The sequence below is a fragment of the Brumimicrobium sp. genome, from assembly GCA_023957385.1.
Classification (GTDB): Bacteria; Bacteroidota; Bacteroidia; order Flavobacteriales_D; family Crocinitomicaceae; genus Brumimicrobium.
Window position 1 is genome coordinate 40,916 of record JAMLGZ010000001.1, and the last position, 13,172, is coordinate 54,087.

12 protein-coding genes are annotated in these 13,172 nt (G+C 31.6%); 3 read left to right on the forward strand and 9 right to left on the reverse strand.

Features of this window, described 5'->3' with window-relative positions; translation table 11 throughout:
* Positions 1-30: 30 nt before the first annotated feature.
* The 4 genes from rsmA to M9897_00170 form a co-directional block, all read right to left on the reverse strand.
* Positions 31-813, reverse strand: a complete 783-nt coding sequence (rsmA, locus tag M9897_00155; GenBank protein MCO5267293.1) for a 16S rRNA (adenine(1518)-N(6)/adenine(1519)-N(6))-dimethyltransferase RsmA — start codon at positions 811-813, stop codon at positions 31-33.
* Positions 813-1,121, reverse strand: a complete 309-nt coding sequence (locus M9897_00160; GenBank protein ID MCO5267294.1) for a DUF4286 family protein — start codon at positions 1,119-1,121, stop codon at positions 813-815. Before M9897_00160 ends, rsmA begins: the two co-directional genes overlap by 1 nt.
* A gap of 55 nt (positions 1,122-1,176) precedes the next feature.
* Positions 1,177-1,488 (reverse strand): DUF4286 family protein, encoded by a 312-nt coding sequence (locus M9897_00165; protein ID MCO5267295.1) that lies wholly within the window; start codon positions 1,486-1,488, stop codon positions 1,177-1,179.
* 174 nt (positions 1,489-1,662) lie between these two features.
* Positions 1,663-2,463: a DUF3108 domain-containing protein gene (locus M9897_00170; protein MCO5267296.1), complete on the reverse strand. Its 801-nt coding sequence runs from the start codon at positions 2,461-2,463 to the stop codon at positions 1,663-1,665.
* A 132-nt stretch (positions 2,464-2,595) separates the two neighbouring features.
* On the opposite strand from M9897_00170, the gene M9897_00175 reads away from it, so the two are divergent.
* Positions 2,596-5,064, forward strand: a complete 2,469-nt coding sequence (locus M9897_00175; GenBank protein MCO5267297.1) for a fibronectin type III domain-containing protein — start codon at positions 2,596-2,598, stop codon at positions 5,062-5,064.
* 87 nt (positions 5,065-5,151) lie between these two features.
* Positions 5,152-5,661 (forward strand): hypothetical protein, encoded by a 510-nt coding sequence (locus tag M9897_00180; GenBank protein MCO5267298.1) that lies wholly within the window; start codon positions 5,152-5,154, stop codon positions 5,659-5,661.
* 8 nt (positions 5,662-5,669) lie between these two features.
* Here M9897_00180 and M9897_00185 read toward each other — a convergent pair whose 3' ends face one another.
* The 5 genes from M9897_00185 to M9897_00205 form a co-directional block, all read right to left on the reverse strand.
* Positions 5,670-6,908, reverse strand: a complete 1,239-nt coding sequence (locus M9897_00185) for a sensor histidine kinase (GenBank protein ID MCO5267299.1) — start codon at positions 6,906-6,908, stop codon at positions 5,670-5,672.
* Between the two features lie 23 nt (positions 6,909-6,931).
* Positions 6,932-7,828, reverse strand: coding sequence for a sensor histidine kinase (locus tag M9897_00190; protein ID MCO5267300.1), 897 nt, complete (start codon positions 7,826-7,828; stop codon positions 6,932-6,934).
* Between the two features lie 340 nt (positions 7,829-8,168).
* Positions 8,169-9,380, reverse strand: a complete 1,212-nt coding sequence (locus M9897_00195) for a sensor histidine kinase (protein MCO5267301.1) — start codon at positions 9,378-9,380, stop codon at positions 8,169-8,171.
* A gap of 3 nt (positions 9,381-9,383) precedes the next feature.
* Positions 9,384-10,571 carry a sensor histidine kinase gene (locus M9897_00200; protein ID MCO5267302.1) on the reverse strand — a complete coding sequence of 396 codons (1,188 nt, stop codon included), beginning with the start codon at positions 10,569-10,571 and terminating at the stop codon, positions 9,384-9,386.
* A 55-nt stretch (positions 10,572-10,626) separates the two neighbouring features.
* Positions 10,627-11,862: a sensor histidine kinase gene (locus tag M9897_00205; protein ID MCO5267303.1), complete on the reverse strand. Its 1,236-nt coding sequence runs from the start codon at positions 11,860-11,862 to the stop codon at positions 10,627-10,629.
* Positions 11,863-12,013: 151 nt separating this feature from the next.
* Between M9897_00205 and M9897_00210 the strand changes: the two genes are divergently transcribed.
* On the forward strand, positions 12,014-13,168 hold the full coding sequence (locus tag M9897_00210; GenBank protein ID MCO5267304.1) for a cystathionine gamma-synthase: 1,155 nt from the start codon (positions 12,014-12,016) through the stop codon (positions 13,166-13,168).
* Positions 13,169-13,172: the final 4 nt, after the last annotated feature.

The window sequence follows — 13,172 nt, forward strand, 5'->3', positions numbered from 1 at the left end:
TCAATCTATCGAGATAAATGGGAGTGTATTTTATAGATATGCTTCCACAAATTGAGTCAAAATGATAAATTCATCCACACTTAATTTTTCAGGTCGTTGAGATAATAATGGATGATCTGGTAATTTCTGAACATCTACAATTGTTTTTAAACCATTTCGAATCGTTTTCCTTCGCTGATTAAAAGTAGATTTCACGACGCGTTCAAATAGCTTCTCATCTACAGGTAATTGATTGCGATTATTTCGAGTACAACGTATCACTCCTGACTTTACTTTGGGAGGTGGATTAAATACATTCTCATGAACTGTGAAACAATACGCTATATCGTAATAGGTTTGCATTAAAACACTCAAAATTCCATAACTCTTAGATCCTGGTGGTTCTGCGACTCGCTCTGCTACCTCTTTTTGGAACATTCCCATAATCTCAGGTATCTGATTGCGGTATTTCAAACAATGAAACAAGATTTGAGAAGAGATATTATACGGAAAATTACCAACGACCGCAAAAGATTGTCCTTCAAAATAAGTAGATAAATCTTCCTTCAAAAAGTCTCGACTATGTATTTTCCCATTTAATTTTGGAAAATTCTCTGAAAGATAGGTGACAGATTCTTTATCAATTTCCATAACATGAAGATTGGTGTCTTCCTGTTCCAAAAAATAACGAGTTATAGCACCCATTCCCGGACCAATTTCCATTACATTCCCTGTTTGTGCTACATTCTGATATTGTGCCACAATTTTTTTACAGGTATTCTGATCTGTTAGGAAATGTTGTCCTAAATGTTTTTTAGGTTGAACCGACATAATTAGAATTCTTGTACTACAGTCAATAAAGTCCTAAATGCAGCAAATTTACCTTGGAATTTTTGTGTATGTTCTCGTTGTAAACGAGATGCATGCAGGTTCTGATACATATCTAAGTCTTCTTGTGATTTTGCGGTGTACATGATTGCAAAAGTATATCCTCCCTCTTCTTCTCCATGTACACGACATAGTTTACAATCTCGGAAATGATTTGTAAGCATAACATCAGGGATATGTACTTCTTTCATCCATTGGAGCCATGTTTCTGCAATATCTTTATCTATGCTTACTGTGACATTATATACTACCATATTATTGTATGTTATTCTCTAAGATTATTACTTGAATTTCTGCCGAATAAATAAATTATGAGATTTCATCCAAAAAATCAAGGTATGATTTGGTTAAAAAATATCGTCCTTTAAACTTATTTTGATGCTCTTCCAATAAAGGTATCTCTTCATTGTCTAAAAAAGCTTCCATATCCTCAAATGACTTTACATAAAAATGAAATGAATAAGTTTTGCCTCCTTTCTCATTGCGTTGGTGTTTAAAAACACGGCAATATTCAAAATGATTAGATTCAATCGCTTTGGGGATATACACTTGTTGCATCCATTCTACCCATTCTTCGTGAATGTCTTTGTCTATCTTTATATTTAAATCGTAAACTAACATATTTAGTTGTATTCTATGCAAAGATATATATTGTTTAGAAGATTAGGTTGATATTCTTGTGACAAAGCGTGGGAATAGTGGGAAATTGAAAGTGGAGAGTTGAAAAATGAAAGTGATATACTGATACCTAACTTTCAATTTTCCACTCTCCACTTCCCACTACCAAAGTTTTACTTAAATTTTAGAAATCTTTCCTTTTAATCCTTGCCACTCAACTAAGTGCATTTTGATACTTCCAACAGCAATTTTAGCTTTTGCAAGTACAGGTATATGATTGGCATCATCTGTAATCCACACTTGAAGATCATCATTTTTACCAAACACACGTCCTTTCTGAACAGCAGGAGTAAATTTGAGGGTTTTAAATTTTCCACTTCGGATTTTCACTTCCTCTTTACCCAGATATTTAATCTTCAAAGGCCATATTTCTTCATCCATAAAGCATTTGAATTCGATAATATCTCCTGGTTTTAAATTGCTGAAATCAATAGTTCTAGCATAATAAAAAGAAGAAATCATATCTTGAATACCTAAAGGGACATTGAATTCATCTTTCTTATTGTTCTTTTTATTTTCTGTTTGTACCTTTTGCTTATTTTGATGGAAAACATACTTTTGCTTAATTGTATATCCGCCTTCATTCACATCTCTCAAAAAATACCAAGGAAATCCACCTTCTTTATCAATATAAGATTCATATACATCCTTCACTTCATAAAACCAGTTAAAAGCACCTAAAGTTTTACCTTCTCCTTTCACGTGCAATAAAGGTCTATTATCTGCTCCGGTAACAGTTGTTTCATTTACAGATAAAACAGCTTCACCTGCATCCATAATTCCGTATGATAATCTATAGCGAAGTACTTCTCCTTTTCCATAACTTCGACTCTTAATACTTGGATAACTCACGGTTGTGCTGCTTGTCATTCCGAAAAGCAACATTCCAATTACTCCTATTGCAATTATTGTTTTCATGGCTCTATAATTTTAGTTTCCATTAGCAATTTACAAATTGCTTGCCAAGAATGTCTAATTAAATTAGTAAAGACCTTTTTGGTTTTCTTTTTTTTAATTAATTTTGAGCATTAATTAAAAACTTAAATTAAAATGAAAAAATTCTTATTATTATTAACGATTCTTCCTTTACTAGTTTGGGGACAAGGATCTATGGATTTTGAAAGTGTTTCAATTGCTCCTGGAACTGCTTACACTAGTGACACCTATACTGAAAACGGTATAACTTATAGCTACTCAGTATGTAGAGATACTGCATCGTTTCCAATTACCAATAAAGGTTTGATGCTTAGAAGAGCTTCAGATAGTTATTTTGAATGGACTATCCCTAATGGTATTGGTGACTTAACATTTCAATATCGTAAAGCATTCACTGGAGCTAATGTTCGTCAATTAGAAATTCTTGTGGATGGAGTACAATTTGAAACTACTAATACTTATGGTGGTTCATCTGAACAAGAAGACGACATCTACACGTACACAGGAACAATTAACAAATATGGCTCAGTTGTTATACAAATTAAAAATGTAGGAACAGCAACAGGAAATAAACAAACAGTTATCGATAATATTTCTTGGACAGCTCCATCTTGTCCAGCACCAACCGACCTACAAGTAACTGTGAACCCTGATAATACAATAACTGTAGATTGGACTGCAGCAAATCCAACTCCTCAGTATGGACACGGGGTTGCTATTGTACCAGCAGGTACAACTCCAGATATGGATAATGCAAATTCCGTGTTATCGGGAAATACTTTTACTTCTGGTGTCTTAGCTGATGGAGATTATGATATTTACGTAGTATCTGTTTGTGATCTTGATTTGGGTACTTTCACTTACGAAATTTCTGATCCTATATCAGAGACAAACGTGTCTGTTCCTGCTGCATTATCTTGTGAAGAACCAACTAATTTAGAGGTAACTGTAAATCCTGACAATACTTTAACTGTAACTTGGGATGCTCCAACTCCTGCTCCAGCTAATTACGGTATTATCATCGCACCTGCTGGTACAGCAGTTGATCCAAGCATGGCTACTATCATTACAGGAACTTCTTATACTTCTGCTGTTTTAGCTGATGATGATTATGATGTATATGTAGCATCTTTTTGTGATATCTCTGACCCATTAAATCCAGTTGTTTCTAACCCTATTTCAGAATATGGAGTTACTGTTCCTGGTTGTTTTGCACCTACAAATCTTGTAGTAACTGTGAATTCTGACAATACTTTGACTGTAACTTGGGATGCAGCAGTTCCTGCTCCAGCAGATGATTACGCTATTGTGATTGTCCCAGCAGGTACTACAGTAGACCCATCAATGGTTACCCAAGTAAATGGAACAACATATACATCATCTCCACTTGCTGACGGAAATTATGATGTCTATGTGGGGTCTTTATGTGATTATTCTAATCCGTTAAATCCAGTTATTTCTGAACCAGTAGAAGAACTAAACATTGCTGTTCCGCTTGTAACTTGTCCTGCACCATCAAATTTGGTATTAATAAACAATGGAGATGGAAGCATTACAATAAGTTGGGATGCAGCGGTTCCTGCTCCTGCACAAGGATATGGTGTGGCAATTGTTCCAAATGGAACAACTCCAACTATAGCAGACTTTAGTGGTACAACATCTAATCCTTATATTTCTGATGTTTTAGCTGAGGGAGACTATGATGTTTATGTAGTAGCTGTTTGTAATTTTGGGGCGATGGATATTTCTACTCCTATTATGGATGGAATCTCGGTTTCTTTAGCAACATGTGATGTTGTTACTGATTTAGATGTTGAGGATAATTTCGATGGTACCTTTACTGTAACTTGGACCGAGCCAATGCCTGCTCCATTTGATGGATATGATGTTGAAGTATATGATGTAACAAACAGTAATTTAATTGGTTTCTTCCATGTTACAACAAATTCATATGATTCTGGTGTTTTACCTGATGGTGAATATGCTATAACTGTTTATGCGGTATGTGATGATAACTTCGGTATTACTTCTGATGGTGTAGATGGAGGAATTGTCTTAGCAAATACATGTGATGATGTTACTGATTTAGATGTTGAGGATAATGGAGATGGTACTTTTACAGTAACTTGGACAGAACCTACTCCTGCTCCAACTGATGGATATGAAGTAGAGGTTTACAATGCAACAACAAGTACATCTGTTGGTATATTCCCTGTAGGAACCAACTCATATACATCTGGAAATTTAACTGATGGCAATTATGAAATTACTGTATATTCAATTTGTGATGATGCAAATGATATTGTTTCCGATGGTGTAGATGGTTCAGTAACTATTGCCACTTCTGGAATCAACGTAGAAAAGATTGCTACAATGAACATTTATCCTAATCCTGCCAACAAGCATCTGACTGTTAAAACAGGAGATAATAAAGGTGTTATTGATATTTTGGATGTTACAGGAAAAGTAATCTATACAACTGAGATTAATTCTAATGTGACAACAATTAATGTAGATAAACTACCTATGGGTGTTTATTTTGTTAAGTTCCAAGCGACAATTATTAAATTCATTAGAAATTAAATAAAATAAACTTTATACAAAGCCCGCCAATGAGCGGGCTTTGTTTTTTTAGAAAGAAGTCATAACTTTATCGCACATCTATATTCTATGGATAAAGAAGAAATTTTTAAAGAACTTATTACCGAAATGGCAAGTGATGGAGATATTAGTCCTTCAGAATATAAGATTTTGGTAGCAAAAGGTAAAGATTTAGGTTTATCTCAGAAAGCTATAGATTTACTAATTCAGCTAGAATTATCTACACAAAAACCTGCTTTTGAAAATAAGGTTGAAATTCGGTCGACTTTTGTAGATGATAAACAAAGTAATGAAGTATATACCTTTAAGTCTGCTATCACCCGCGGGGGAAGTATCCTTACACCTGACACTATTATTATAGATGGAACAACAGTTACCTATAAGAGACGTAATAAATACTTAATTAATACTGATAGTGTAAGTGTAGCCATCTCAAAGATATCATCGATAAAAATCGATACAAGCTTATGGGGGACTGATATTATCATTGATACATTTGGTTCAGGAAAAATTATTGGCAAAAACTTCACAAAATCAGATGCATACGAGATTCAACGATTAATTAAAGAAAGACAGTAGAATTCTAACTAATCGCCTTCAAATAATCGCCTTGGTTCTGAATCTTTTAATTTAAAATAATAATAAGTTCCCAATTCTGTTACCTTGCATTCATAAATTCCATCTAGTTGATCTGTAAAAACATCCACCAAATCTAACCCAAAGGAAGTGTCTTTATCATCCTCATTCCAGTGACCATTATCATAATACAACATAGTGAAATCGGAATCAATCTTAGATGAAATTGTAATTTCAATTCGTCCATCTTTTTCAAAAGAATACTTTAATGAGTTGCTTATTAACTCATTTAAGATGAGTCCTAAAGGAACTATTTTTTCAGGATTTAGAGATTCCAATTCTGTTGACAGTTTATAAGAAATATCATTCTTTGTATTATACACTGAAATAATATCCTTTACTAAACTTTCGATATAATCATGAAGATTTATTTCCTTTAGAGAATCCTTTTCATACATTTTCTGATGAACCAAAGACATAGTTATAATTCTATTTATAGCAGTAGAAAAATTCATCTTAGCCTCAGCAGAGGAAAGTGTATCAGATTGCATTCTCAATAAACTTACAATCACTTGAAGGTTATTTTTTACACGATGATGTATTTCTTGGAGCATAACTGTCTTTTCCTTATTTTGCTCCTCTACAATACCTTTCTCTTTGCGAAGGTTAGCAATAGCTCCAGTATAAAGTTCTTTGGCATGTTCGTTTAATTTCTCATAATGGAACATAACATATCCTAAAAGAAACATGGAAATAATAAACTCCATTGAATTTCCACGTAAAGAATTGTTCTGTAAAATAACCTCAAATTCTTCAATTGTTAGATAATGGAAGTTAAAGAACATGATGTAAAGTGCAGCCGTTAGCAAGAGATAGAAATAACCCCACCATTTACCTAATGTGAAAAATGCAAATAAGGCAATTAATACAGAATATAAAGATTCAATAAAATGAGCATCTTCTGGAATTAAAATAGTTTTAAATTGAGCTCCAATAATTCCAATATACATAATACTAACAACAATATGATAATTAGGACCAACCTTACTGAGAGCTATTAGACATATAAGTGAGAAAACGAATGCTGATATAAACAAATAAAAATAAGCAGGACCAAAAATAAGAGACATAATAGAAAGAATGCCTATTCCAATAGTTGTCAATAACACAATTCTCCATACAAATTTGGTTTTAATTTGTTTCTGGAAATTATCTGATTCTACTATGGGAGGTCTTAAAAAGTCTAACATTCTTTGTCTTTATTTATCTTCCACTATATGATATTTCTTAATTTAAAGTAATAAAAAGTTCCATTTTCTTTAATCATACGCTCATACGTTCCATCCAACTGTTCAATAAAAATATCTATTAATTTTATTCCAAAAGCCTGATTGTTAGGCTTCTTAAGCCACTTCCCATTATCACTATAATTTAATTGGACGCTTCCTTCTTCACTTCTGAAAATATGAATATTAATATTTCCTTCTCCTTTAAATGCATATTTTAATGAATTACTTACTAATTCATTAATAATGAGTCCCAACATCACTATTTTTTCCGAATCAAAGTTTTCAATTTCAGAATGAACAGAATAAGTGATATTTCCTTGGACACTATATGAATTCATGATCTCGTGAACTAATTTCTCTAAATACTCGTTCAAATTCACTTCTGCAAGGGAAGTACTCTCATATAGTTTTTGATGTACAAGAGACATGGTTGCTATTCGATTAATTGCCTGCTGAAAACTGTCACGTGTTTCTTCATCTTCAATGGTATTAGACTGCATTCTTAATAAACTGACAATTATTTGAAAATTATTTTTGACGCGATGATGAATTTCTTGAAGAAGTATTGCCTTTTCTTGATTCTGTTTTTCAACCACTATCTTTTCATCCTTTAATTCATAGAATGCATCTGTATATTTTGAAATAATTTTTTCATTTAAAGTTTCATAGTTGTACATAATAAAACCAATCAAAAAAAGTGTAATTATGAATTCAATCGTATAAATGAATAATGTATGTGGTTGTAAAATAATTTTGAAGCCTTCTGTATCGAGGAAGAAAAAATTAAAATATAAAAAATATACAATACTTGTTAATAATATATAGAATCTACCCCATTTAATCCCCAACACAAAATGAGTAGTTAAAATAATGACTATCATCCAAAAAATTTCAAGGAAACTTAAATCATTATGTTTAATTAATACAGTGTAAAAAATTATAACGCTTATTATAAAAGAAACTAAATTAACCATCAATTTATAATGCTTATCATGTTCCCGAGTAAGTCCTCTCGATATCAAGAGGATAGAAAGCACTATCAAAAAGTAAAATTTATATGAGTAGTCAAAAACAAATGATAAGAATGTTAAAATAAAAACAGTTGCTATAAAAAATATGTTAAGCCTCCAAGCAAAGATAAATCGTGCTTCTTCTTGTGGGTCATCAGTTAAAATCTGAGGCGTTCTAAAATAGTTTACTATGTTTTCTCTTATGCTCAATTTATTTATCGTATAACGTAAAGGTAAATACTATTCCAGATTCTTTGTGGTTTTTAATATAATTTCCGTCTAATTGCTCTATAAAAATATCTATAAATTGTGCCTCTATAACTTCTTCTTCTTTATCCTTATTTTCAAAATAACTATCAGAATATATCATACTAAATTGACTATTGTGTTTATTACTAATATCCACACTTATAATACGAGGTTCTTGTATAGAATATTTTAATGAATTTACTATCAATTCATTCAAAATTAACCCAAGAGCAATAATACGATCAAAATCTAAATTCTCTAGTTTTATATCAATAGAATAAACAATATCCATATCTGGATTTTGTGCTGAGAATAAATCTTCAGTTAACTTTTCAAGATATTCCTTTATATTAATTTCATTGATTGACCTGTTTTCATACATTTTTTGATGTACTAAAGATAGGGTTCTGATTCTATTGACAGCAATCTCAAAATTTTCTCTAGCTTCTCCAGAATCTAACAGTCCTGATTGCATTCTTAATAGGCTAATGATTACTTGTAGGTTATTTTTCACACGGTGATGAATTTCCTGAATAAGCACAATTTTTTCGTTATTCTGTCGCTCTACATCATCTTTCTTGTTATTCAAATCAGTAATAGCATGAATCTGTGACTGATCCACAAACCTACTCCATACAAAATAATGATGTAGTATAAACCCAAACGTAAAAGCAACTAATAAGAATTCAATAGAAATAGATAATAAGAGTCGTGTACTCAAGATATGTTGAAACTCTTCAATATCAGGCAATAAAATTTGAAAATAAATATAAAATAAGATAGCATCCAACGCTAAATAAAAACTCCCCCAGAAATTTCCTAAAACAAAATAGGCTGCTAGTGATATCATCATAATCATAATAGGGAAAGAAAAATGGAGCGTATCAGAAACAAGAATGGTAGAAATATAAATAAGTGTTACCAGTAATATGAATAACAAATTCATTATCAACTTAAAATGTAAAGGATAGCGTTCTAATAATATTTTTGTTCCCAACAAAACAGCTAATCCACAGATATAATAGTTGGAAAAATAAGAATTGGTACTAATACTAAAAATAGTTAAGCTAAAAACAGCTACTAAAAATAGTAGCAATAATCTCCACGCAAGTTCAAACCTAGCTTGAGCATGGAAATCATCAAATTGTATATTATGTTTTATAAAATTACGCATTAACTATTCATCATATAAGGTAAAATAATAAAAAGTTCCTTTTTCGTTAATTTCGCGTTCATATTTCCCATCTAATTGGCTACTAAAAATTTCTATTAAATCTTTTCCCAATGATTCCTTCATGCTTTCTTTCCAAATCCCATTATCAGAATATATGAGTGTGAATTTCAATTGATTGATTGATGATATTTTAATTACAATTTCTGCATCCTGGAAATCTTTAAAAGCATGTTTTAATGTATTTGTTATTAATTCGTTTAGGATTAATCCCAAAGGCACAATACGATTCACATTTAGATGATCTAAATGAATATCCACAATCGTTTTAATATGCTGGATGGAATAAGAAGCTAGAATATTTTGGATAAGATCCTTTATATAGTCTTCTAGTTTAACTTCACCTCCTAATTTTGTTTCATACATTTTCTGATGTATCAATGACATAGTAACAATTCGCTGAATAGCGTCTTGGAAACTCTTCTTGGCATCTTCTGATTTTAAGTTTTCTTCTTGAATACGCAATAAACTAACAACAATTTGAAGATTATTTTTTACGCGATGATGTAATTCACCCAATAGTACGGTCTTCTCATTATTCTGTGCCATAATAATAGACTTTCCATCCTCTAATTGTTGTATTGTTTCGTAATATTTTGTTATTCCTTCTTTATTTAATTTCTCAAAACTATACATAATCAATCCCAAAAAAATCATAGTTCCAATAAACTCAAACGTGTCCATTGGAATAGATCCATTAGATAATATCTTTCTATAATCTTCTATATCAATAAAAAAGAAATTTAGATATAAGACTGTCGTTACAATAGTAACAGCTAAATAGAACCACCCCCATTTATTATCTAAGGTTAAGAAAGCAAACAGCGTAAAAAGGGTCAACCAAACAATACGCACTAAATTAAAACTCCCACTTGTTCCAAAAATGGCTATGATAACAATACTCATTAGACCTAAATAATATATATTTAGAATAATAGGATATGAATTATGGAATTTCTTGAGTGCTAATAGACTAATAACAGAGATGAGTGTTCCAATAAGAAAAAGATAAAAAAGGTGTGGTTTAACAATCGCGGCCATTAATGAAAACAATAGGATACAGATACTAATTATTAGAATCATCCAACGAATAAATTTAGCTCTTGAGGTTTGCAGAGAAAATTTCTGTTCCATTTTTAGTTAACTTGTTATGTAATTATATTTATAAAGAAACTATGTAAAATTTGATTTATCCAAATTGAAATTTATAATGTGTCCCTTGGCTATCGATAATTCGCTCATATGTCCCTTCTAATTGTTCAGTAAATATGTCAATTAATTGTATCCCAAAGGAATCTTCCCTACTACTCTTTTGCCATATTCCATTATCAGAGTATATCATAGAAAAATCTTGATTCTCTCCCTCATAAATTGAAATTTCAATTTTTCCGTTCTCCTCAAAAGCATATTTTAATGAATTGCTAATTAATTCATTTAAAATTAAACCTAAAGGAACAATCCTATCTGGATCGAGTGTCTTCATATGAATATTAACCATATACTTCACATCTCCTTTTGTCGAATTAGCACTAATTACATCATTCAATAATTTCTCAATATAATCTTGTAGATCAATGTTTATTAAGGACTTATTTTCATACATTTTTTGGTGTATTAAAGACATTGTCATAATACGATTAATCGCTTTATGAAAACTTTCTTGTGCTTCTTCAACTTGTAACCCACTCGATTGTATTCTCAAAAGACTAACTATTACTTGCAAATTGTTTTTTACGCGATGATGTATTTCTTGAAGTAATACTACCGCCTCTTTATTCTTTTGTTCTACATTCTTTTTTTCTAGTGTTAGGCTTAAAATTGCTTCTTGGTGCATATTAGAGATCTGTTTATTGTATTTAATATACCTAAACATGATATAACCAATAATGAAAATGGCAACACAATACTCAAATGTATTTTCTTTTAAAGTATTTGAATTCTTGATAATTTCAACTTCGGAAGCTTCTATATATAGAAAGTTAAAGAATATAGCATATAAAAGAACATTTAAAAAGAGATAAATACTTCCCCAAAGACGACCAAGCGTGAAAAAAGCAGTAAGAGCAACTACTAACATCCACACAGATTCCAACATGTGTGGATCATTGCGTACGGTTAACAGAGCAATATACTGGATCATAGTTATAGAAAAACAAAGTCCATTTATCACATACCTATAGTGATAGATGAATCTTTTTAACATGAAGTAACATAACAAGGCAAACAAAAAAGCCAATAAGAAATAGTGCGCAAACGGGTCGTTGATTAGATATGCGAGAATGACTAATATTCCTGAACAAACTACATAAAATACACAAATAGTCCATACAAAATCAAATTTTGCAATTTCTCGATAATCTTGAAAATCAGTCTGTAATCTCTTAAAAAAGAGAAAACGTTTTTCATTTGATAATATATTGCCCAAGATAAAAGAGTTTACGCATTAATTTGAGCTAAATCTATTCATTTTTTTTCACTTTGCACATACTCTCTAAATCTTTGTTTTAGAATGTGGGAAAGGGAACTATATTTTTTCATAAATTTGTATACTTTTAATTCTTAATAGAAAATTAAATATGCAACAAAAATATACCCGTTTTGGAACCAAAGCAATTCATGCCGGCGTAGAGCCTGATTCAGCAACTGGAGCTATTATGACTCCTATTTATCAAACAAGTACGTATGCTCAAGAAAAAGTGGGTGTACACAAAGGATATGAATATTCCAGAACACAAAACCCAACTAGACATGCACTAGAGAAAGCTATTGCGGCTTTGGAAAACGGAAATTTTGGGGCTTGTTTCGGTAGTGGCTTAGCTGCTATGGATACCGTTGTTAAATTATTAAATCCAGGAGATGAATTAATCTCTACATCCGATTTATATGGAGGTTCTTATCGAATCTTTAAAACCATTTTTGAAAAATATGGAATCAAATTCCATTTTATAAATATGAATGATTTGTCTTTATTAGAAAAGACTATTAATTCAAACACAAAGATGATTTGGGCGGAAACTCCTACCAATCCAATGATGAATGTAATTGATATTGAAGCTGTAGCAAAAATTGCCAAAAAATCTAATATCTTATTAGCTGTTGATAATACATTTGCTTCTCCTTATTTACAAAATCCATTGAACTTAGGGGCTGACATAGTAATGCATTCTGTTACAAAATATTTAGGAGGACACTCCGATGTAGTCATGGGAGCACTTGTTGTAAATGATGAAAAATTGGCCGCTGAGATATACAGAATTCAGAATAGTTGTGGGGCTGTTACAGCTCCCATGGATTCTTTCTTGGTATTACGAGGAATCAAAACTCTTCATCTAAGAATGGAAAGACATTGCCAAAATGGGGAAAAAGTAGCTCACTTCTTAAAAACTCAACCCAAAATAGATAAAGTTTACTGGACAGGATTCCCTGAAAATCCAGGCTACGAAACTGCAAAGAAGCAAATGCGTGGTTTTGGCGGAATGATTTCTTTCTCATTAAAAGGAGATAATATGAAAGACGCCCATGCTATTATGGAAAAATTTAAGGTGTTTACCATTGCAGAATCGCTTGGTGGCGTTGAATCTCTTGCATGCCACCCGGCTACTATGACACATGCAGCTATCCCTGAAAAAGAAAGACAAGCCGCAGGTATCGTAGATTCTCTTATCAGATTAAGTGTAGGAGTTGAAGATGTAGAAGATCTACTGGATGATTTGAAACAAGCATTAGCATAAACAT

Bases quoted from the DNA above. Each gene is read 5' to 3' on its own strand.
- M9897_00195 (MCO5267301.1), bottom strand. From the start codon at position 9,380: ATGCGTAATTTTATAAAACATAATATACAATTTGATGATTTCCATGCT.
- M9897_00160 (MCO5267294.1), bottom strand. From the start codon at position 1,121: ATGGTAGTATATAATGTCACAGTAAGCATAGATAAAGATATTGCAGAA.
- M9897_00165 (MCO5267295.1), bottom strand. From the start codon at position 1,488: ATGTTAGTTTACGATTTAAATATAAAGATAGACAAAGACATTCACGAA.
- M9897_00175 (MCO5267297.1), top strand. From the start codon at position 2,596: ATGAAAAAATTCTTATTATTATTAACGATTCTTCCTTTACTAGTTTGG.
- M9897_00200 (MCO5267302.1), bottom strand. From the start codon at position 10,571: ATGGAACAGAAATTTTCTCTGCAAACCTCAAGAGCTAAATTTATTCGT.
- M9897_00170 (MCO5267296.1), bottom strand. From the start codon at position 2,463: ATGAAAACAATAATTGCAATAGGAGTAATTGGAATGTTGCTTTTCGGA.
- M9897_00210 (MCO5267304.1), top strand. From the start codon at position 12,014: ATGCAACAAAAATATACCCGTTTTGGAACCAAAGCAATTCATGCCGGC.
- M9897_00190 (MCO5267300.1), bottom strand. From the start codon at position 7,828: ATGATAGTCATTATTTTAACTACTCATTTTGTGTTGGGGATTAAATGG.
- M9897_00180 (MCO5267298.1), top strand. From the start codon at position 5,152: ATGGATAAAGAAGAAATTTTTAAAGAACTTATTACCGAAATGGCAAGT.
- M9897_00185 (MCO5267299.1), bottom strand. From the start codon at position 6,908: ATGTTAGACTTTTTAAGACCTCCCATAGTAGAATCAGATAATTTCCAG.